Below are 20523 nucleotides of genomic sequence, written 5' to 3'. Positions count from 1 at the left end.
GGGCCGCGGGTCCGCCGGGGCGCATGCCGCTGCCTGCTGCCGCACAGGGGCGACAGCAGGCAGCGGTTCAGTGCACCAGCGCTTCGGGCCTTCAGGCCTTCAGCACTTCAGCGGGAGTGCGCGACTACGGCTGTTCGGTGCCGTGCAGCGCGCTCACCTCGTCCGCGGTCAGGGCCTTGTCGTACACCCTGACCTGGTCGATGGAGCCGTTCCAGAAGTCACCCTTCTCGCCCGCGTACCGGGCACGCCCCACGGAGAGCGGGCCGGTGCTGACGTCCGCGGGTCCGGCCGGCGCGGTGGCTGCGAGGCTGCCGTCGACGTACAGCTTCAGCTCGTCGCCGTCGCGCACACCCACCAGGTGGTACCACTTGCCGGTCTCCGGCTTCATCTCCACCCGGGCCCGGTTGCCGCCCGGGGTGCTGAAGGCGAACGCGCCCTGCCCGTACTGGAGGTAGAACGGGTTCTCCGTGCGCCTGCCGTCCTGGCTGACGACCGTCGCGTAGTTGCCGGGCAGCTCGTCGAGGGAGGCCCAGGCCGACACCGTGTAGTTCTTCGTGGTGTCGACGGCCGGGCCGGTGGTCTCGGCGTACTGTCCCTCGCCGTTGAACTTCAGCGCGGAGCCCTGGACGCCGGGGGTCCAGGAGGCGCCGTCGGAGAGGGTGAGCGGGAGGTGGTTGGGGCCCTGGTCGCCCGCCTCGGCGCCCTTGCCCTCGTCGAGGTTCCAGGCGGCGCCGCCCTTCACCTCGTCGCGGTCACCGGCGGCCGCGCCGGCCGCGATGACCTGCTCGTTGATCTTCCGGACCTGCTTCGCGTCGACCTTGATCTCTCGCCGGTCGTAGGTGTAGAGACCGTTCAGCTCGTTCTCCAGGTCGCTGACCTGGGTGTACACCGAGCCGGACAGCTCCGCACCGGCCGCTGCCAGGTAGTACGTGCGCGTGTTGTCCACGTACTTGGCCGTGAGGGCGGCCTTGTCCGCCACACCGCTGTAGATCGCCGCGGGCGCACCGGGCCACATGTGGCCGGGGGTACGGAGGGTGAAGCCGCCGTGCTCGCCGTCCATGGCCGCCCGGTCGTCCGGGAACGGGGCCTCGTTGTTGAGGTAGTCGTGGTGGTCGATGATGTCGCCCTTGCCCGAGTCACCCTTCGACGAGCAGCAGTTGACACCGCTGTGCGCGTTGACGACGCGGGAGGGGTCGGCGGCCTTGACGGACTCGGCGATCTTGCCGGTCTCGGCGCGGTCCCATTCGCCCCAGCCCTCGTTGAAGACGATCCAGCCGCCGATCGAGGGCGAGTTGTGCAGCTGCTCCATCATCTGCTTGCCCTGCGAGAGGAAGGCCTGCTGCCCCTTCTCACCGGTGATGTCGGAGGAGACGAAGTCCTGCCAGACCAGCAGGCCGAGCTGGTCCGCGTGGTAGTACCAGCGGGCCGACTCCACCTTGATGTGCTTGCGCACCGCATTGAAGCCGAGCTCCTTCTGCGCCTTCAGGTCGAAGGTCAGCGCGGCGTCGCTCGGCTGGGTGTAGAGACCGTCGGGCCAGAAGCCCTGGTCCAGCATGGCGAGGGAGAAGAACGGCTTCCCGTTGAGGACCAGCTTCTGGTAGCCGCCGACCTTCTGGATGCCGAGGGAGCGCATGCCGAAGTAGCTGTCGACGGTGTCCTTGGAGCGGCCGTCGGTCAGGGTGACCTCGAGGTCGTACAGGTAGGGGTCGTCCGGGGTCCAGAGGTGCTGCTTGGCGACGGGCAGGCTCAGCGCGTGGTTCGCGGGGCCGGTGACCGTACCGACGACCTTGCCCTTCTTGTCCCGGGCGACGGCCTTGATCTGCGCACCGGCCGAGGAGTCCGCGGAGTTGACCTTCAGGGCGAGGCTGCCCTTGTCGATGTCGGGGGTGGTCGTCAGGGTGTCCACCGAGGCGGGCGCGACCGGCTCCATCCAGACGGTCTGCCAGATACCGGAGGACGGGGTGTAGACGATGCCGCCGGGGTTGCGGGACTGCTTGCCCTTCGGCTGGTCGTCACCCGTGGTGTCGGTGACCGCGACGACGATCTCCTGCGGGCCGGTGCCCTTGACCGCGTCGGTGATGTCGGCGGTGAAGGAGGTGTAGCCGCCGGTGTGCTCGGCGACCTGCTTGCCGTTCACCCAGACACGGGCCTGGTAGTCGACGGCCCCGAAGTTGAGCTTCAGACGGTTGTTCTTGCCGCCCTTGCCCTTGGCACCCTTGTCCTGGCCGACGGACCAGCTCTTCGGCACGGTGACGAGCTTGCGGTAGAACATGTGGTCTTCGTGGCGCTCGAGTCCGGAGAGCTGTGACTCGACGGGGTACGGCACCGTGATGTGCTCGCCGAGCGCCTTCCCGAAGGCGGGCTGCTCGCCCGCCGTGGCTCCGGCGAACTCCCACTGACCGTTGAGGTTCTTCCACTCGTCGCGGACCTGCTGCGGCCGGGGGTACTCGGGCAGCGGGTGGTTGCGGTCGAGCTTGTCGCCCCAGGTGGTGGTCAGCCGGTGCGTGGACAGGTTCTTGGCCGTGCGGCTGATCTCGGGGACGCTCTCGCCGCCTGCCTGCAGACCGCCCTCGCCGTCGTACGCGAAGCGGACCTGCTGGCCCTTCTGGACGGGCGCGGACAGGGTGACGAGCAGGGCCTTGGCGTTGCCGGGCACGCGGGCGACCGACTTCACGGGTATCGGTGAGGTGTCCGCCTCGATCGCGAGGTGGTCCTTCACCGCGGAGAAGTCGCTGACCTTGTCGTCGAACGTGGCCTGCAGCTTCTGTCCGTCGTCGCCGACGGTCAGCCCGACCGGGTAGACCTCGAAGTCGGCGGGCGGGGTGAAGGCCGATTCCGGAACGATCTCCTTCGAGAGCTTCGCGCTGGACCAGCGCAGGAACATGTTGGCGCCGCCGGTGTCCTGGAACATCTCCAGCTTGAACTCGTGCGGCTGGCCGGCTTTCAGCGCGAGCGGCTTGCTGGTCTGCTCGTTGTCCCAGTCGGGCTCCCAGTGGTCGATGACCACCTTGCCGTCGATGTAGAGCCGGAAGCCGTTGTCGCCGCTCGCGGCGAAGGTGTAGTCGCCGTCCTCGGGGGCCTGGATACTGCCGGTCCAGCGGGCGGTGGTGTTCTCGGCCTGACCGGTGGCCGACTCGAACGCCCCGGTGAGGCCGGGGAAGTTGATCTCGGGGTCGAGTGCGACTCCGCCGAGCTTGTCGAAGTCCCGCGCGCCGGGCGCGGACATGCTGAAGTACTCGCCCTTCAGGCCGTGCACGTCGGTGGCCGGATCGGCGGCCGCGAAAGCGGTGGCGGAGGCGGCGCCGGCGGCTGCGGCCGGTGCGGCTGCGGCGGCCGGGACCAGGGTCGCGCCCACGGGGATCAGCAGCGCGGCAGCGCAGACCACCGTCCTGAACAGAGCGCGGGGGTGGGGCTTTTGTCGTCTCAAGGCGTCGTCCTGTCGAGAGAGCTGAAGTGCCTCGAACCTGTGAGGCACAGCACACAATCGAACATTGAGCCACAACACCAAACTCAAAACAACAGTCGTGCACGGAGAATTTTCAACGATAGAAATTCGTCGTGTCTGACCCCGGCGACGCCCCGGGCCGGATCACCGCGAACAGGCCGCGGGATCGGCCCGGGGCCGCCTTCCGAGCTACCGCGGCAGCCCCGAAGGAGACGTGCCCCAGGTGGTGTTGGGCCTGTCGGCCAGCCGGTAGGCCAGCGAGCCGCCCCGGGCGAGCAGGCTCGCGTCCGTCCACGACCGGTCGTGGACGCGGCCGTCGACCGCCACCGCGTCGATGTACGGGTGGGTGGCGTCGGCGGCCGGCGCGCTGATGGTGATGTCCCTGCCGTGCGGCCGGTCGATCACCGCGCTCGGGAACAGCGGCGTACCCAGCAGCAGGTCCCCGCTGCCCGGCGTCCGCGGATACAGCCCCAGCGCCGAGAAGACGTACCAGGCGGACATGGTGCCCAGGTCGTCGTTGCCGGGCAGGCCGCGCGGCCCCGTCCCGTAGACCGTGTCCAGGATCTCGCGGACCGTCTCCTGCGTCTTCCACGGCTCACCGAGCGCGTTGTAGAGCCAGGGGGCGTGGATTCCGGGCTCGTTGGTCGGGTCGTAGCGCACGGCGTCGCCGCCCTTCACCGACCAGGAACCGTCCGCCTTGTGGAAGAAGGCGTCCAGCCGCTGCGCCGCGACGTCACGGCCGCCCATCGCCTCGGCCAGCCCCTGGACGTCCTGCGGCACCATCCAGGTGTACGTGGCGCTGGTGCCCTGCGCGAAGCCGCTGTCGCTTCCCGGGCTGAAGGGGGTGAGCCAGGAGCCGTCGAGGTTGCGGGCCTGGATGTAGCCCTCGGTGCCGGCTCCGTCGGTGGCCGCGGAGTTGAACACGTTGCGCCACCAGCCGCCCCGCTCCTTGAACGCCTTGGCGTCCGCGTCGCGGCCGAGCAGTCCGGCCCAGCGCCCGAGCGCGTCGTCGGCGACCGCGTCCTCCAGGGTCTCGGCTGCGCCGCCCCAGCAGTGGCACACGTCCTGCGGCGCGTAGTGGGACTCCAGATACTGGCCCAGATTGGGCCGCTGGCCGGTGCACTGCCCCGGGCAGCCGGCATCCGAGAGACCGTCGTCGAGGGGAACGGTCGCCTGGTGGGCCAGCGATTCGTAGGCGCCCTCGTAGTCGAAGTTCCGTACACCCATGGCGTAGAAGGTGGCCAGCGTCGCCGCGGTGGGGTCACCGGTCATGACATGGGTCGCGCCGTTGATGTGCACCCACCGGTCCCACACGCCGCCGTTCTGCCGGGCGAAGTTGTACAGCGACTGGGCGAAGTCACCGGCGATCTCCGGTTTGAGCAGGGCGAGCAGTTGTATCTGGGCCCGGTACTGGTCCCAGCCGGAGAAGTTGCTGTACTGGGCCTTCTGCCCGCGCTCCACCCGGTGCGGAGCACCGTCCATGCCCGGGTAGCGGCCATCGGTGTCGCTGATCAGGTTGGGCTGCATCAGCGAGTGGTACAGCGCGGTGTAGAAGGTGGTGCGCTGCGCCTCGGTGCCGCCTCCGGTGGTCACGGAGCTCAGCTCCCGGTCCCAGCTGCGGCTCGCGGCCGCCGCGACGTCGGCCACCCCGGCGTGCGGGGCGATCTCGGACCTGAGGTTGGCCTCGGCACCGGCCTGGCTGACGTAGGAGATGCCGATCCGCATGTGGACGTCGCTGCCGGACGCGGTGTCGAAGCCGACCCAGCCGCCCGACCCGCGGCCGGCCCGGTCCGCCCCGGTGGCGTAGCCCTCGCCGCCACTGCCGGTGGTGGCGCCGGGGGCGAGGGTGCCGTCCTTCCACGTACCGGTCGAGGAGAAGGCGCGGTCGAACGACGCGGTGAAGTAGAGGCGGTAGTAGCTCTTGCGGTTGTTCGTACCGCCGTTGGCCCGCCGTCCGCAGAACGCGCCGGTGAGCACCGAGCCGGTGACCTTGCGGTGCGCGGCGTCGATCTCCACCTGGGCGTCCTCGCTGCCGTTGAGCGAGTTGGAGACCCGGAAGAGCAGGTTGGCGGGTTTCCCGGCCGGGAAGCCGAAGTCGGCCACGCCCGCACGGCGGCTGACCGCGAGGTCCGCGGTGGCGCCTGAGTCGAGGCCGACGGTGTAGCGGCCCGGTACGGCGCGCTCGTCGTCGTGCGAGAAGTTCGCGGCGTAGACCGCGTCCTTGGTGTCGGCGGACGGTGACGAGGTGACGTCCCCGACGAACGGCATGATCGGTATGTCGCCCGCGGCGCCGGGGTTGCAGCCGGCACCGTTGACGTGGGTGAGGCTCAGTCCGCGCAGCCGGGTGGCACCGTACTCGTACCCGTTGGCGGCGCCGGTGCTCGTCTGGTCGCCGGTGGTGCTGGTCGGCGACCAGGCGATCATGCCGTACGGGAGGGTGGCGCCGGGAAAGGTGTTGCCGCCGTTCGCGCTGCCGATGAGCGGGTCCACATAGGCGGTGGGGCGGCTGACGGGAGCCACGGCCTCGGCGGCCGGGGGCAGGACCGCCGCGGCGAGCGCGCCGGTGACGAGCACGGCGGCTGCGCGCGCGGCGAGACGCCGGGCCGCGGGCAGGGGTCTGGTGGGCATGTCGCGGTACCTTCCAGGGAGTTCGGACAACGTTGTCTTCATCCGGCCGGACGGGGACAACGATGATCGATTCGGGGCCGAGCGTAGATCCCCACGGCGCCGGAGGGAATGCCGCGGCCGTCATCCCTGGTGAATGTGCGGTGAACGGAGGCCGGTTCAGCGCACGGCATGCGTCCGCGCCCTCCCCGCAGGCAGCGGGGAGGGCGCGGGCGGACGCAGGGTGCGGTCAGATCGCGTAGCCGTACTGCTCGGGAGCGCGTACCTGACCACTGAGCTCGCGGGCTGCCTGCTGGGCCCACGAAGGGCTGCGGAGCAGCTCGCGCCCGAGGAGCACGGCGTCCGCCCGGCCCTCGGTGAGGATCTTCTCGGCCTGCTGCGGGTCGGTGATCAGGCCCACGGCCGCGACGGGGAGCGAGGTCTGCTGCTTCACCCGCTCGGCGAAGGGGACCTGGTAGCCGGGGCCGGCGGCGATGCGGGCACGGGGAGCGTTTCCGCCGGTGGAGACGTCCAGCAGGTCGACCCCATGGGCCCGGAGCTCCTCGGCGAACCGCACGGTCTCGTCCGCGGTCCAGCCCTCGCGCTCGTCCTCGGCGTTCTCGGTGAGCCAGTCCGTGGCGGAGATGCGGAAGAAGACCGGCAGGTCCTCGGGCCACACCTCTCGTACGGCGTCGACGACCTGGAGGGCGAACCGGACGCGGTTGTCGTAGCTGCCGCCGTAGGAGTCGGTGCGCCGGTTGCTGTGCGGCGAGAGGAACTGCCCGATGAGATAGCCGTGCGCCCCGTGCACCTCGACGACCTCGAAGCCCGCGTCGAGCGCGCGGCGCGCGGCCGCACGGAAGTCGGCGACGACGCCATGGATCTCGTCCACGGTCAGCTCGTGCGGCACGGGGTAGCCGGTGTCGAACGGCAGCGGACTGGGCGCGACGGGCGTCCAGCCGTGCGCGTCGGGGCCGACCGGTCCGCCACCGGTCCAGGGGGCGGCGGTGGAGGCCTTGCGGCCGGCGTGGGCCAGCTGGATGCCGACGGCCGAGCCCTGCGCCTTGACGAAGTCGGTGATCCGGCGGAACGCCGCGACCTGGGTGTCGTTCCAGATGCCGAGGTCGGCCGGGCTGATCCGCCCCTGGGGGCTGACGGCCGTGGCCTCGGTGAGGATCAGTCCGGTGCCGCCGGTGGCGCGGGCGGCGAGATGGGCGAAGTGCCAGTCGGTGGGCGCCCCCGCGTCAGGCCCCACCGGTTCGGCGCTGTACTGGCACATGGGTGCCATCCATACCCGGTTGGGCACGACAAGCGACCTCAGGGTGATGGGCTCGAAAAGGGCACTCACGACGGACTCCGTTTCGCCGGGTACGGAAGGATCGCTTGTACGATACCTTCCGTACTACGACGTCCGTCAAATTACGAAGCCTCTCGTACAAGCGGCCCGGCACCCACCCCTCGGACCCAAGGCGTTCAGGTCAGCGGGTACGACGTGCGTCCGGACTCCGCGTCGATCTCGTCGTGCGCCTTGGTCAGCAGCTTCATCGCCAGTTCGTTCAGTGCACGGGCACCCGCGATCTCCTCGCCCACCCTGGGCTGTTCGGAGTCGGAGGGGTGACGGCTGGCGTAGCCGTGGGCGCGTACCTCGCTCCCGTCCGAGAGCCGGACCATGGCCGCGGCGCGGGTGCGGTGGGTGTCCTCCTCGAATTCCAGCTCGATGTGCCATCCGACTGCTGTCTGCGTCATGGCGCTCACCTCCGGGGATCTCCACTCCAGGGTGCGCCCCGTCCCGCGGCAGTGCGCGGCGGGAGGGGACCGCCGACGGGTCTACCGCCCGCGGCGGCGCAGGGTGATGCGGGCGTCCGCGTCGTACTGCTGGTTCCAGCTGCGCCCGGCACCCGACTTCCAGGTGACATGGGCGGTGGCCCCGTCGATTCTGATCCCGTCCACGGTCATGGCGCGCTCGCCGTCGCGTACGTCTCCGCGGCGCAGCTCGTCCGCCCGGACCGTGACGGGGTCCGCCGACCGGACGCTCTCGACCTCGTCCGCCGCGAGGCCGAGAGCGGCAGCCACTTCCCGGGCCCGGTCAGGGGTGCAGATCAGCGAGAGCTCTCCCGACGGTGTGCCGACCCTGACCTCGACCCCGGCGGCGACGGGGGTCACCTCCAGGTATTCGGCCGGCGCTCCGGTCTCGTCGTGCCCGCTCTTCATTCGCCCTGCTCTCCCTCGCCCGGTCCCCCGCCTCGCTCAGCGCAGCCGGAGGCTCTCCGGCGGGCCCAGGTAGCTGGGCTTGAGGCCGCCGGTGTCGACCACCAAGTTCTGCAGCACCACCGTCGGGTCGACCATCCAGAATTTCAGCACATGCACTCCGGCGGTGCCGATGTGGTGCACCGTACTGGTGACGTTGACGTTGTCGGAGGTGTTGCGGGCCCACTGCGCGTTCATCGTCCCGTCGTCGGCCCCCGTCACCTCGGTGACGTTCACCGGCTGCGGCGCGGCGTCGTCGAGGGAGACGGCGTACGTCAGTCCGTCGGTCGGCAGCGGGTTGTTGCGGGGCGACAGGTAGGCGTGGACGGTGACCGGTCCGGTGGTGAAGAGGCTGACCCGGTACTCCAGCCGCGGGCCGCTGCCGCCCGGCGTCTGCCGGCCGGCGGTGACCGGGAAGGGTTCCATCCCCGCTCCGGTCCGGCCGATTCCCGGGATGCGCTGCCAGCTGATGCCGCGGGCGCCGACGGCCCGGCTGTAGTGGTCGGCCTCGATGGAGACGTAGCCGTTCGCCTCGACGAAGCCGTCCAGCCGGGAGCGGTCGAGTGCCGGCCGGTCGACGACCGCCCGGACGACCACCTCCAGGCCGTCCGGCCCGGTGACGGTGACCGGCACCTCGGTGACCCCCTTCGGAGCCTCGTCCCAGTCGACGCGCAGGGTGATGCGGTCCTGCTTGTCGACCCGGCCCCGGGTGTGGTCGGCGGTCAGCCAGGAGACGCCGGTGCGCACCCGGTAGTCGAAGGGCGCCCGCCCCCGGTTGAACACCTCGATGTACTGCGCGGGCTGGCTCTGGTAGGGGCTGAAGACCGGCAGCACGGCCTGCCCGCTCTCCTGCGGCCACCAGGCGGTCGAGCCGTCGACGGCCACCCCCATCTCGGCCGCGGCGGGCAGGTCGATGCGCCTGACCGCCGGGAAGAGCACGTCCCTGAGGGCGACGTTGTCGATCTCGGGCTGCTGCCAGGGTGCGTTCGGTCCGTAGCGGTCCACGTCGCCGTAGTCGATGTGCGGCTGGGTCTGGAAGCCCCGCCACTTCCCGCCGGCCACCTGCGTGCCGAAGCGTTCCGCCAGGGCCAGGTCGTCGGCGAGCCGGGCCTCGGCGGCGGCCGCCAAGTCGTTGGTGAGGGCCCGGCCCTGTCCGGCGTAGTGCAGGTTGGTGAACTCCGCCGCACGCAGCGCGTACAGGTTGGCGGTGGCCCGCACCTCGTACCCGACGAGTTCGTACCAGGCGTCCTGGGCGGAGCCGGGCAGCCGGCGTCCGACCCGGTCTGCCTCGGCGCCGAGCCGGCGCCACTCCTCGGTGACCCGCTCCAGTTCGCGGTAGTCGACGATGCTGAACGGGGTGGCCCGGTCGTCGTAGACGACCGCCGAGGCGTCCCCGGCGGGGTCCTTGGCCGGATCGAGGGTGATCTTCCGGTTGAGGAGTTCGGGCTTGCGCCGCGACTGCAGCCGGCCGTAGCCGCGCAGGACGCCGGCCACGGCTGCGGCCTGCTGCTCGCCGAAGTTCTGCCGGGCGTACTGCTCCTCCCACTCCGGCAGCCGGTCCAGGGTCCAGCGCTCGGGGTTCCAGGCGTACTCCAGGAAGAACTGCGTGGGCAGCTCGTTCCCCTTGAGGTCGCCGACGTTGGTGACCCACAGCCCGTGGTTCCCGTACGCGACGCACTGGTGGAGCTGGTCCCACATGTTCGGCAGCGAAGCGGTGTCCACCCACTTGTAGTTGCGGCCGACCCCGACGTAGTCGAAGTGGTAGTACAGGCCGTAGCCACCCTGGCGGGCGTCGTCGTCGAGGTCGGGCAGTTTGCGGATGTTGGCCCAGTTGTCGTCGGTGAGGACCACCGTGACGTCGTCGGGCACCCGGAGCCCGCGGTCCCAGTAGTGCTGGACCTCCTTGTACAGCGTCCAGACCTGCGGAATCGTGGTGACGTCCTTGCCGGACACGTCGGCGAGGATCTGCCGCTGGGTGGCGATGATCTCGGTCATCAGCTCGATGCCGTCGCCGTCGGGAAGGCTGACATCGCCGTTGCCGCGCATGCCGAGGGTGACGACGCCCTCGAAGTCCTCGTCCTTCATCCGGCGGATGCCGTCGGCCCAGTAGGCCTTGATCGCCTCGGCGTTGCGACGGAACGACCACTCGCCGGTGCCGCCGTAGGGGTCGTGCCCGGGGGTGGTGATGTTGCCCGAACTGTCGCGTACCGCCGCGACCGCATGCCGGTTCCACTCCTCGATGCCGCGCATCATGGGTGCCTCGTGCGAGGTGCCCATGACGACGCCGTACGCCTTGGCGGTGGCGTGGTTGAGCGGATCGTCCTCGGCGAAGGCCCGGCCCCAGACGGCCGGCCACAGGTAGTTGGCCTTGAGCCGGAGCATGACCTCGAAGATCCTGGCGTAGAAGCCGGCGTGGAAGCCGCCCTCGTAGCCGGGGGCCTTGCCGGGGCCGAAGAAGGCGGGGGCCCAGGTGCCGAGTGCGGGGTTCTCGTCGTTGATGAAGAACCCGCGGTACCTCACGGCCGGGGTGCCCTGGGTGTGCCGGCCGGGCAGCACATGGATCTCGTCCCGGCGTACGGGGGTGACGTCGTCCCACCAGTACCAGGGCGATACCCCGATCCCCCGCGAGACGTCGTAGGCACCGAAGATCGTGCCGCGCTGGTCGCTCCCCGCGATCACGAAGGCGCGGTCGACGCCGGGCAGCGGCTTGTCCACCACGGTCTGGAGGCTGGTCTCCCACTTGCCCCGGATCGCGGTGACGTCGAGCTTGCCCCGGGCGACCAGTCCGTCGATGAGCGGGCTGCGGCCCACCGTGCCGATGATCGTGATCTCGCGCCCCTCGGGCACCGCGCCGTGCGAGAGCGCGGGGCGGATTCCGGTGACGCGCTCGATGTCGCTCCGCAGGTCGCCCGCCACCCGGACGACGCCCGCCCAGTCACGGTCGCTGACCAGGATCGGAGCCGCACGGCCGTTCCTGACCAGTGCGAAGCTGCCGGTCCTGGCCGCGAACGAGATGTACGCGCCGGGATCCGTCGGGCGCACCGCCGGCCCGTGACCGGTGGCGGACGCCTCGGCGGACACTCCGAGGAGGGAGCCGAGGGGGGTCGCGGTGAGGGCGGTGAGACCCAGCCCGAGCCCCAGCACAGCTCGGCGGCCGGCGTACTGCGGGACGTTGTCGTCCATACTGCTCCCCTATTTGTTCGTATTCACGGCACATCGGATGGGTGGCTGCCCGGAAGGGTCCGGGCAGGGGCCTTGGTCGTCGCGGGCCGTCAGTCCCGGCGCGCGGCGAGCTTCAGGTCGTCGCTCAGGGCGCTGTACGCGGGCTTGGCGTGGTGGTCCGCGTCGAGCAGGGTCGGCGTCGACGTGCGTACGGGTGCGGATATGTCGAAAGTTTCGTGAACCTCCCCGCATATCCGGCGGAGGCCGGTACAGCGGCACGGGGAGGTGCACGGCGTCGGAAGCGGAACCGGGCGGGGCACGGCGGTGCGGGCCGCGCCGCACCCACCCGGCGGCAGCGGAACGGTCAGCCCCGCGCGGGGGCGGCCGCCTTCACGGGCTCGACGGAGGTGCCGCAGACGAGCCGGCGACGGTGATCGAGCGTGCGCTCGGGCCCGGTGAGCCGCAGACGGACCGTGTGCCGGATGTCGGCGGCGCCGCTGGACGCCGCGAGGCGCAGCTCCAGCGCACCCGGTTCGACGACCCGTCGGCCGCCGACGCCGGTGAAGGACACCAGATCGGCGTGGAACCGGAAGCTCACACGCGCCTCCTGGCCGGCGTCGAGCGGCACCCGTGCGTAGCCGATGAGCCGGCTGTCGGGACGTGTGGTCTGGGCGACCGGGTCGTGCACGTAGAGCTGGACGACCTCCGCACCCGCCCGGTCACCGGTGTTGCGGACCGTCAGCTCGATGTCGGCCGAGCCGTCCGTGGGAATCTCCTGCGGCGCCGGGGCGCCCGGCTCCCAGGCGAAGGAGGTGTACGAGAGACCGTGGCCGAAGGGGTACAGGGCCGTCGGGTCCAGGTTGCTGACTCCGTTGGCGAGCCCCAGCGGCGGCTGCAGATACGTCCACGGCTGGCCGCCGGGGTCCCGCGGGACGCCGACCGGCAGCCGCCCCGTGGGGTTGACCCGGCCGGAGAGCACCGCGGCGAGCGCCGGACCGCCCTCCTCACCGGGGAAGAACGCCTGCACCACGGCCGCCGTCCGGTCCGCCCAGCGGCCCAGCGCGTACGGGCGGCCCGTCAGCAGCACCAGTACCACCGGGGTTCCGCTGTCCAGCAGCGCGTCGAGCAGTTCGCCCTGCACACCGGGGAGCGCGAGGTCGTCGGCGTCGCAGCCCTCGCCGGAGGTGCCACGTCCGAACAGTCCGGCGCGGTCGCCGAGCACGGCGACACAGATGTCGGCTTCCCGGGCGAGCCCGACGGCGGCGGCGATGCCGGAGGTGTCCCCGCCGTCCACCTCGCACCCCGGCGCGCTGTCGACGGCGGCGCCGGGGAACTCCGCACGCAGCGCTTCGAGCACGGTCGGGATGTCGATCCCCGTGGCCACCTCGGGGTGCAGCACACCGACGTGGCTGGGGAAGGAGTAACAGCCGAGCATGGCCAGCGCGTCGTCGGCGCGTGGCCCGACGACGGCGATCCGTCCCGCGCCGCTCAGCGGCAGGGTGCCGCCGGGGTTGGCGAGCAGGATCACGGCCTGCTCGGCGAGCTGCCGGGCCAGCGCCCGGTTCTCCGGCGGGTCCAGGTCGATCGAGTCACGGACCTGCTCCGGGCCGGCCCCCCGCAGCTGTTCGGGCAACGGGGACCAGTCGGGATCGAGCAGCCCGAGTGCGCACTTCTGCAGGAGTACCCGGTGCAGCGCGCGGTCGACGAGTTCCTCGGCCACGCTGCCGTTCCGCACGGCGGAGACGAGCTCGTCCCCGTAGCTGCGGACGGTGGGCAGCTCCACGTCGACACCGGCCCGCAGCGCGAGCCGGGCGGCGTCGGCGCGGTCCTCTGCGACCTTGTGCAGCGTCTCCAGGAACCCGATGGCGAAGTAGTCGGCCACGACCGTGCCGTCGAAACCCCAGGTATCGCGGAGCAGTCCGGTCAGCAGGGCCGGGTCGGCGGCCGACGGCACGCCGTCGATCTCCGTGTAGGACTGCATGACCGACCGTGCGCCGCCCTCGATCAGGGCCATCTCGAACGGCGGCAGGATGACGTCGGCAAGCTCCCGGGCCCCGGCCCGGACCGGCGAGAGGTTGCGGGCGCCGGCCGAGGCCGCGTAGCCGGCGAAGTGCTTGAGAGTGGCGACGATGCCGGCGGACTCCAGGCCCCGCACATAGGCGGTGCCGATGGTGGCGACGAGGTACGGGTCCTCGCCGATGGTCTCCTCGACGCGTCCCCAGCGCAGGTCCCGCACCACGTCCAGCACGGGGGCCAGGCCCTGGTGGATGCCCACGGAGCGCATGTCGCCGCCGATCCGGTGCGCCATCTCCGCCACCAGGTCCGGGTTCCACGCGGCGCCCCAGGACAGCGGCACCGGGTAGGCGGTGGCGCCCCAGGCGGTGAACCCGGCCAGACATTCCTCGTGGGCGAGCGCCGGAATGGCGAACCTTCCCGCGTCGGCGATCGCCTGCTGGGCGCGGGCCAGGGAGATCGCTCCCACGGCGGGGTCCACCGGTGCGGTGCCGAAGGGCCGGGTCAGCTGGCCGAGACCGCGCGGGATCAGCCCGTCCCAGTCGATCGCGTCGATCATGTCGTTCTGGTGCGGGGCGACCCCGTCCCCGTCGTCGTCGGCCCCCACCCAGATTCCGTACAGCTGGGCGGTCTTCTCCTGGAGGGTCATCCGGGAGACGAGGTCGGCCACACGTTCCTCGGGGGCGAGCGTGGGGTCTTGCCAGGGGCCGTCGACGGCGGTCGCCGCTTCGGTCCTGCGGGCATGCGGGACAGGGGGGATTGCCATGGCGGCAGGGGTTCCTCTCAAGAGTGCGGTGGTACGGGGCGGCGTGGAGGCGCTACTTGCCGCCCACCCCCATCAGTCCGTTGACCAGTGCCTTGCGTGCCACGAGGTACACGGCGAAGATCGGCACGACGGAGAGCACGATCGCGGCCAGCACGGCAGGGATGTTCATCCCGAACTGGGACATGAAGTTGAAGAGGCCGAGGGTCAGCACGCGGTGCTCCTCGGACTGGGTCAGGATCAGCGGGAACAGGAAGCCGTTCCACGCCTGGAGGGCCGTGTAGATCGCCACCGTGCCGATGCCCCCCTTGGACATCGGGATCGCGAGCTGCCACAGCATCCGCAGGGGTGTCGCGCCGTCGAGCGCCATCGCCTCGTACATCTCCTCGGAGACGTCACGCATGGTCCCGCTCAGGATGAGCACCGCCACGGGCATCGCGAACGCCGCCGTCGGCAGGATGATGGCCGGCAGGCTGTCGTACAGGCCCATCTTGCTGATGAGCAGGTACAGCGGCACGATCACGGCCTGCGCGGGGATCGCCACGCCGAGCAGGAAGGTCCGGAAGGCGAGCGAGGAGAGCCGGCTGCGGGTTCGCACCGCGACGTAGGCGACGGGGACCGAGAGCAGCAGGACGATGGCCACGGTGGCCACCGCGACGACCGCCGTGTTGGTGAGCATCGTGGAGAAGCCGCTGTCCAGCACGGTGCGGTAGTTGTCGAGCGTCGGGTGGGTCGGGACCGCCAGCGGATCGCCGTTGAGCGCCTCGTCCTGGCGCATCAGCGACGAGGAGACCAGCGTGTAGAGCGGGACGACCACGAGCAGGAGCCAGACCAGCGAGCCCAGACCGGCCAGCGGATTGCCCCAGCGCCGGCGCCGCCGGGCGGCGGCGAGCCGGCCGCGGGTCACCGGCGGCGCCGGGCGCACAGCGGGGCGGGTGTCGATCGACATCTCGTCACATACCTTCCCGGGTGGACCGCATGTTCCCGAAGCCGCTGAAGCGGACCAGGATCAGCGACAGGGCGGTGGCCACCACGACCAGCGCCGTGGCGATCGCCGCGGCGTAGCCGAGGTCGTAGGTCTGGAAACCGGTGCGGTACATCAGGTACGGCAGCACGGTGGTGTCCGTGCCGGGGCCGCCCCTGGTCATGATCAGTACGGTGTCGAAGTAGGTCAGCGAGCCGACGATCATCAGGACCGACGAGGTCGTGACGGTGTTGCGCAGCTGCGGCAGGGTGATGTGGAAGAACTGCCGGAACATGCCGGCTCCGTCGATCTCCGCCGCCTGGTAGAGGACCTGCGGGATCTGCCGGGCGCCACCCTGGTAGATCAGGGTGTGGAAGGGCATGAACTGCCAGCCGCCTACGAACGCCACGGTGAGCAGGGCCCCGGTGGACGACCCCATGACGTTCGGGTCGATGCCGAACCAGGGACCGATCTTCTTGATCACGCCGAAGTTGGGGTCGAGCAGCGCGTGGAAGAGCATCGCGATGGCCGTGGTGGAGAGCAGCAGCGGAATGAAGAAGACCGCCGAGAGCACGGCCCGGCTGCGCTGGTGGCCTGCCGCCCAGACGCCGAGCAGCAGGGCCACCGGGGTCTGGAACACCCAGCTGACCGACGTGAGCAGCAGGCTCAGCCAGGCGGCCTGACGGAACTCCGGGTCCTTGAACAGCCGGGTCCAGTTGTCCGTGCCCACGGGCGTCGGGGAGTTCAGCCCGTCCCAGTGGCAGAAGGAGAGATAGACGGCGATCGCCAGCGGGACGATCGCGAACAGGGCGAAGAAGAGGATGCCGGGCAGCGCCCAGGCGACAGGCGGGCGGCCGACGTTGCCGGCGGCCGCCTTCCTTCCTCCACGCACCTTTCTGTACGAAGAGACGTGGGACATTGCTACTTGACGGCCTTCATCGCGGCGACGAACTGCTCGGGCGTGGACTTGCCGGCGAACAGCTTGCTGATCTCGGTGAGCAGCGGGGTGGCGTACTGGGACTCCAGTGCCTGGTCCCACGAGAGAGTGAAGCTCGGGGCCTTCTGGACCATGTCGTACTGGTCGGCCGCGTACTTCGGGTTGGGTGATCCGCTCAGCATGGAGGCGGCGTTGGACGTGGTCGGCACGTCACCGTTGTCGACCAGGGCCTGGGCGTACGACTTGGCGGCCATGGTCTTCAGGAAGGCTATGGCCGCCTCCTTGTGCTTCGTCCTGGAGTTGACCGACCAGTAGTTGGTGGGGTTGCCCACCACGTCCGCCGGGTCTCCGACGCCGCCGGCCACGGTCGGGAAGGCGGCCCAGCCGAGGTCCTTCCTGGCGAACTCCGGCGCCTTGCCGAGCTGGGTCGAGTACTCCCACGAACCCATCAGGTGCATGGCCGCCTTGCCCTTGCTGAGCAGGGTGGGGGCGGCGCCGCTGCCGTAGTCGACGGAGTTGAAGTTCTTGCCGAAGGCGCCGTCGTCGACCAGTTGCTTGACGGTCTGAGCGGACTTGAGGACCGCGGGGTCGCCCCAGCCGGAGGAGTCCCCGTTCTGGATCTTCCTGAAGACCTCGGGGCCGCCGATCCGGTCGAGCAGGTACTCCATCCACATCAGCTCGGGCCACTTCTCCTGGCCGCCGAGCGCGAACGGGGTGATGCCCTTGGCCTTGAACGTGGTGATGGCGTGCTGGAGGTCCTCCCACGTCCTGGGCGCCTCCAGCTTGTTCTCGGCGAAGAGCTTCTTGTTGTAGAAGAGCATCACGGGCTGCATGCCGCGCATCGGCACCCCGTAGATCTTTCCGTCGAGGCTGCCCGCCTCGACGACGGACGGGAGGAAGCCGTCCTTGAGGGTGGCGTCACTCTTGACGGTCGAGGTCAGGTCGACCAGCTGGCCCGCGTCGAGGTACGGCTTGATGGAGCCGCCGCCCCAGTTGTAGAAGATGTCCGGGGCGCTGGGCGAACCCATGGCGCTGCGCAGCTTGTTGACGTACTCCGTGCCCGGTACCGGGATCAGCTTGACCTTGACCTTCGAGGTCTTGTTGAAGTCCTTGACCGCCGCCTGCTGGATCTTGACGGAGTCGTCGCCATAGACGTACGCCGTGATCGTGCCGCCGCCGCCACCGCTGCCGCCGTCCGATCCGCAGCCGGTCAGCACGCCCGCCATGACCATGGCAGCACCCGCCGCGGTCCATCTCGCCACACGCGTGCTCCGAGTGAAAATTCCCGACCCCATGACCGCACCCTCTGTCGAATGTTTCGGTCCTACTTGCGAATGTTGCCGGAACGGTACGGTCGTGTTTCGAGCCAGTCAAGGGGTGCGGAGCAGAGAACTCCCCTCGGGGACCCGACCCGCCCCCGCCGCACCGGGCGGCTACGATTCCCGGTATGAGCCCCGCAAACGTCCAGTCACATCAGGAGAATGCGCCCGCCGGCGAATCGTCGGACGGCACCGCCACCCTGGCGGAAATCGCCCGAGCGGCCGGAGTCTCGGCTCCGACAGTTTCGAAGGTGCTGAACGGGCGTGCCGATGTCGCCGCCGGCACACGCACCAAGGTGGAGGAGCTGCTGCTGCTGCACGGCTACCGGCGCAGACGCGGCTCCACGACCCAGTCCCAGCTCATCGACCTGGTCTTCCACGAGCTGGACAGCGCATGGGCCATGGAGGTCGTCCGCGGCGTGGAGAACGTCGCCAGGGAGGAAGGCCTGAGCCTGGTGCTCTCGGAGAGCGCCGGCCGCCTCACTCCCGGGCAGACCTGGGTGGACGGGGTGCTGGCCCGCCGTCCGGTCGGGGTGATCCTGGTGCTGTCGGACCTCACGGCCGCGCAGCGCGCCCAGCTGACCAGCCGCAGCATCCCCTACGCGGTGGTCGACCCGGCGGGCGATCCCGGCGACGACGTCCCCTCGGTCGGGACGACGAACTGGCAGGGCGGCCTGGCCGCCACCCGTCACCTCACCGGACTCGGGCACCGGCGCATCGGGGTCATCAGCGGTCCGTCCCGCATGATGTGCAGCCGGGCCCGGGTGGACGGCTACCGCGCCGCCCTGGAGACCGCGGGGCTGCCGATCGATCCCGCCCTGGTCCGCGAGGGCGAGTTCCAGCACGAGGCGGGCTACACCGCCGGTCTTGAGCTGCTGCGGCAGGAGAACCGGCCGACCGCCATCTTCGCGGGCGACGACCTGCAGGCGCTCGGCGTGTACGAGGCCGCGCGCGAACTGGGCCTGCGCATCCCCGAGGACCTCAGCGTCGTCGGCTTCGACGACCTGCCGCTCACCCGGTGGATCGGCCCACCGCTGACCACGGTGCGCCAGCCGCTCACGGAGATGGCCGAGACCGCGGCCCGCCTGGTCATCGACCTGGGCCGGGGCAGGCAGCCCGCGACGACCCGGGTCGACCTGGCCACCAACCTGGTGGTGCGCAGCAGCACGGCCGCACCCGGACGCTGACCAACCCCGTTGCGCGACGGGGGCCACGTGCGTAGCGTCGCGCGCCATGAGAACTCCCGTCCTGCGCACGGCGCGGCTGCGGCTGGATCCGTACACACCCGCCGACGAGGACGCCTTCATGGCGCTCTTCCAGGACGTCCGGGTGTCCCGCTGGATGGGCGACGGCCCCGCCACGGAGGCCGCCGACCGCGCCCTGTTCGGACGCATCTTCACGAAGGTGTACGCGCAGGAGCTCTTCGACGTGTGGGCCGTGCGTCAGGGCGGCCGCCCGGTCGGCCACGCGGAGATCAAGCCGTCCCGCGATGCCGAGGGCCACGAGATCGTCTACGCCCTGGCTCCCGGCGCGTGGGGGCAGGGGTTCGGCACCGAGGTCGCGCAGGCCCTGGTCGCCCACGGTTTCGACACCCTCGGCCTCACCGAGGTGCACGCGACCGTCGCCGCCGGCAACGAGGCCTCGCTCGCGCTGCTGCGCCGGATCGGCTTCCGGCACGTCCGGGACCTCACCGAGGAGGACGGCAGCACCACCGTGCTCCTCACCCGCCGGGCCGGGCCCGACGGCGGTCAGCCGCGCTAGAGGCCCAGCCGGCCGCGGCTGCCGCACCTTCCGAATTCACACCAGTAAGCGCTTTCCCGGTGCCGGGCACCACACCGGGGCGACTGCGACTGCGGAAGGGCCCAGTGTCCCGAGCTGTCCTGCGCGCCACTGTCGGTGGCCGGGTGCAGACTGGCCCGTATCCGGCACAACGGCGTTTCGGGAGGTTCGGTCATGACCGATGTTCTGCTCACCGTAGGCACCCGCAAAGGGCTCTTCATCGGGCGCAGGCAGGGCGGTACCTGGGAGTTCGACGGTCCGCATTTCAACGCGCAGGCGATCTACTCGGTCGCCATCGACACCCGCAGGGAAGTCCCCCGCCTGCTGGTCGGCGGCGACAGCGCGCACTGGGGCCCCTCCGTCTTCCACTCCGACGACCTGGGCGCCAGCTGGGTGGAGCCCAGCACACCGGCCGTGAAGTTCCCGGAGTTCACCGGCACGTCGCTGGAGCGGGTCTGGCAGCTGCACCCGGCGGGCCCCGAGGCGCCCGAGGTCGTGTACGCGGGCACCGAACCGGCCGCGCTGTTCCGGTCGCAGGACAGCGGCGAGTCGTTCGAGCTGGTCCGCCCGCTCTGGGAACACCCGACGCGCTCGAAATGGGTACCGGGCGGAGGCGGTGAGGGGCTGCACACGGTCCTGACCGACGAGCGGGACGCCCAGGCCGTGACGGTCGCGGTGTCCACCGCCGGGGTGTTCCGGACGGCGGACGGCGGCGCGAGCTGGGCCCCGGCCAACAAGGGGGTGTCCGCCGTCTTCCTGCCCGACCCGGACCCGGAGTTCGGCCAGTGCGTGCACAAGGTCAGCCGGGACGCGGTCGATCCCGACCGGCTCTACCTACAGAACCACTGGGGCGTGTTCCGCAGCGACGACGCCGGGAGCAACTGGACGGACATCGGCGCCGGGCTGCCCTCCGACTTCGGCTTCGCCGTGGCCGCCCACCCGCACCGTGCGGACACGGCATACATCTTCCCGATCAACGCCGACGCCGACCGGGTGCCGGCCGAGCACCGCTGCCGGGTCTTCCGGACCCGCGACGCGGGCAACAGCTGGGAACCCCTGTCCGAAGGACTCCCGGAGGAGGCCCATTACGGCACGGTGCTGCGCGACGCGCTCTGCACGGACGACGCCGATCCGGCGGGCGTCTACTTCGGCAACCGCAACGGCGAGGTGTACGCGAGCGCGGACGACGGCGACAGCTGGCAGCGGCTCGCCTCACACCTGCCGGACGTCCTCTGCGTCCGGGCGGCAGCCATCGGCGGTTGATCCATACCGTCGTATCAGCAGTAGAGT

Annotated in this window: 13 protein-coding genes; 3 read left to right on the top strand and 10 right to left on the bottom strand. The window is 70.8% G+C overall.

The genetic code is table 11. The features are described from left to right. Positions 1 to 124 precede the first annotated feature (124 nt). The 10 genes from LNW71_RS30745 to LNW71_RS30700 form a co-directional block, all read right to left on the bottom strand. Positions 125 to 3427: a LamG-like jellyroll fold domain-containing protein gene (locus LNW71_RS30745; RefSeq protein ID WP_250971172.1), complete on the bottom strand. Its 3303-nt coding sequence runs from the start codon at positions 3425 to 3427 to the stop codon at positions 125 to 127. Positions 3428 to 3634: 207 nt separating this feature from the next. Continuing rightward, positions 3635 to 6073, bottom strand: coding sequence for a GH92 family glycosyl hydrolase (locus LNW71_RS30740; protein ID WP_250971171.1), 2439 nt, complete (start codon positions 6071 to 6073; stop codon positions 3635 to 3637). A gap of 226 nt (positions 6074 to 6299) precedes the next feature. After that, positions 6300 to 7397 (bottom strand): NADH:flavin oxidoreductase/NADH oxidase, encoded by a 1098-nt coding sequence (locus LNW71_RS30735; protein WP_250971170.1) that lies wholly within the window; start codon positions 7395 to 7397, stop codon positions 6300 to 6302. Between the two features lie 125 nt (positions 7398 to 7522). Then, positions 7523 to 7795 (bottom strand): DUF1876 domain-containing protein, encoded by a 273-nt coding sequence (locus LNW71_RS30730; RefSeq protein WP_250971169.1) that lies wholly within the window; start codon positions 7793 to 7795, stop codon positions 7523 to 7525. A gap of 81 nt (positions 7796 to 7876) precedes the next feature. Further along, positions 7877 to 8260, bottom strand: a complete 384-nt coding sequence (locus tag LNW71_RS30725) for a hypothetical protein (RefSeq protein ID WP_250971168.1) — start codon at positions 8258 to 8260, stop codon at positions 7877 to 7879. A gap of 36 nt (positions 8261 to 8296) precedes the next feature. After that, on the bottom strand, positions 8297 to 11479 hold the full coding sequence (locus tag LNW71_RS30720; RefSeq protein ID WP_250971167.1) for a glycosyl hydrolase 115 family protein: 3183 nt from the start codon (positions 11477 to 11479) through the stop codon (positions 8297 to 8299). A 343-nt stretch (positions 11480 to 11822) separates the two neighbouring features. Then, positions 11823 to 14237 carry a glycoside hydrolase family 3 N-terminal domain-containing protein gene (locus LNW71_RS30715; RefSeq protein WP_250971166.1) on the bottom strand — a complete coding sequence of 805 codons (2415 nt, stop codon included), beginning with the start codon at positions 14235 to 14237 and terminating at the stop codon, positions 11823 to 11825. A gap of 52 nt (positions 14238 to 14289) precedes the next feature. Beyond that, positions 14290 to 15183 (bottom strand): carbohydrate ABC transporter permease, encoded by an 894-nt coding sequence (locus LNW71_RS30710; RefSeq protein WP_250971165.1) that lies wholly within the window; start codon positions 15181 to 15183, stop codon positions 14290 to 14292. A 4-nt stretch (positions 15184 to 15187) separates the two neighbouring features. Further along, entirely contained in the window at positions 15188 to 16117 is a 930-nt protein-coding gene (locus LNW71_RS30705; protein ID WP_250971164.1) for a carbohydrate ABC transporter permease, read from the bottom strand. A 2-nt stretch (positions 16118 to 16119) separates the two neighbouring features. Beyond that, entirely contained in the window at positions 16120 to 17367 is a 1248-nt protein-coding gene (locus tag LNW71_RS30700; protein ID WP_250972204.1) for an extracellular solute-binding protein, read from the bottom strand. Between the two features lie 215 nt (positions 17368 to 17582). On the opposite strand from LNW71_RS30700, the gene LNW71_RS30695 reads away from it, so the two are divergent. From LNW71_RS30695 to LNW71_RS30685, 3 genes are all read left to right on the top strand, one after another. Further along, positions 17583 to 18641 carry a LacI family DNA-binding transcriptional regulator gene (locus tag LNW71_RS30695; RefSeq protein ID WP_285802228.1) on the top strand — a complete coding sequence of 353 codons (1059 nt, stop codon included), beginning with the start codon at positions 17583 to 17585 and terminating at the stop codon, positions 18639 to 18641. Positions 18642 to 18687: 46 nt separating this feature from the next. Continuing rightward, positions 18688 to 19215 carry a GNAT family N-acetyltransferase gene (locus LNW71_RS30690; protein WP_250971162.1) on the top strand — a complete coding sequence of 176 codons (528 nt, stop codon included), beginning with the start codon at positions 18688 to 18690 and terminating at the stop codon, positions 19213 to 19215. 192 nt (positions 19216 to 19407) lie between these two features. Then, a complete protein-coding gene (locus LNW71_RS30685; RefSeq protein WP_250971161.1) occupies positions 19408 to 20496 on the top strand; it encodes an exo-alpha-sialidase in 1089 nt (362 codons plus the stop codon). Positions 20497 to 20523 lie beyond the last annotated feature (27 nt).

The organism is Streptomyces sp. RKAG290, from assembly GCF_023701695.1.
GTDB lineage: Bacteria > Actinomycetota > Actinomycetes > Streptomycetales > Streptomycetaceae > Streptomyces.
The sequence above is the reverse complement of the archived record's forward strand: the minus strand, read 5'-3'. Positions and strand labels throughout refer to the sequence as shown.

Coding starts and splice junctions, on each gene's coding strand:
- LNW71_RS30725 (WP_250971168.1), bottom strand. CDS start 8,260: ATGAAGAGCGGGCACGACGAGACCGGAGCGCCGGCCGAATACCTGGAG.
- LNW71_RS30720 (WP_250971167.1), bottom strand. CDS start 11,479: ATGGACGACAACGTCCCGCAGTACGCCGGCCGCCGAGCTGTGCTGGGG.
- LNW71_RS30740 (WP_250971171.1), bottom strand. CDS start 6,073: ATGCCCACCAGACCCCTGCCCGCGGCCCGGCGTCTCGCCGCGCGCGCA.
- LNW71_RS30710 (WP_250971165.1), bottom strand. CDS start 15,183: ATGTCGATCGACACCCGCCCCGCTGTGCGCCCGGCGCCGCCGGTGACC.
- LNW71_RS30715 (WP_250971166.1), bottom strand. CDS start 14,237: ATGGCAATCCCCCCTGTCCCGCATGCCCGCAGGACCGAAGCGGCGACC.
- LNW71_RS30690 (WP_250971162.1), top strand. CDS start 18,688: ATGAGAACTCCCGTCCTGCGCACGGCGCGGCTGCGGCTGGATCCGTAC.
- LNW71_RS30695 (WP_285802228.1), top strand. CDS start 17,583: ATGAGCCCCGCAAACGTCCAGTCACATCAGGAGAATGCGCCCGCCGGC.
- LNW71_RS30700 (WP_250972204.1), bottom strand. CDS start 17,367: ATGGTCATGGCGGGCGTGCTGACCGGCTGCGGATCGGACGGCGGCAGC.
- LNW71_RS30685 (WP_250971161.1), top strand. CDS start 19,408: ATGACCGATGTTCTGCTCACCGTAGGCACCCGCAAAGGGCTCTTCATC.
- LNW71_RS30705 (WP_250971164.1), bottom strand. CDS start 16,117: ATGTCCCACGTCTCTTCGTACAGAAAGGTGCGTGGAGGAAGGAAGGCG.
- LNW71_RS30730 (WP_250971169.1), bottom strand. CDS start 7,795: ATGACGCAGACAGCAGTCGGATGGCACATCGAGCTGGAATTCGAGGAG.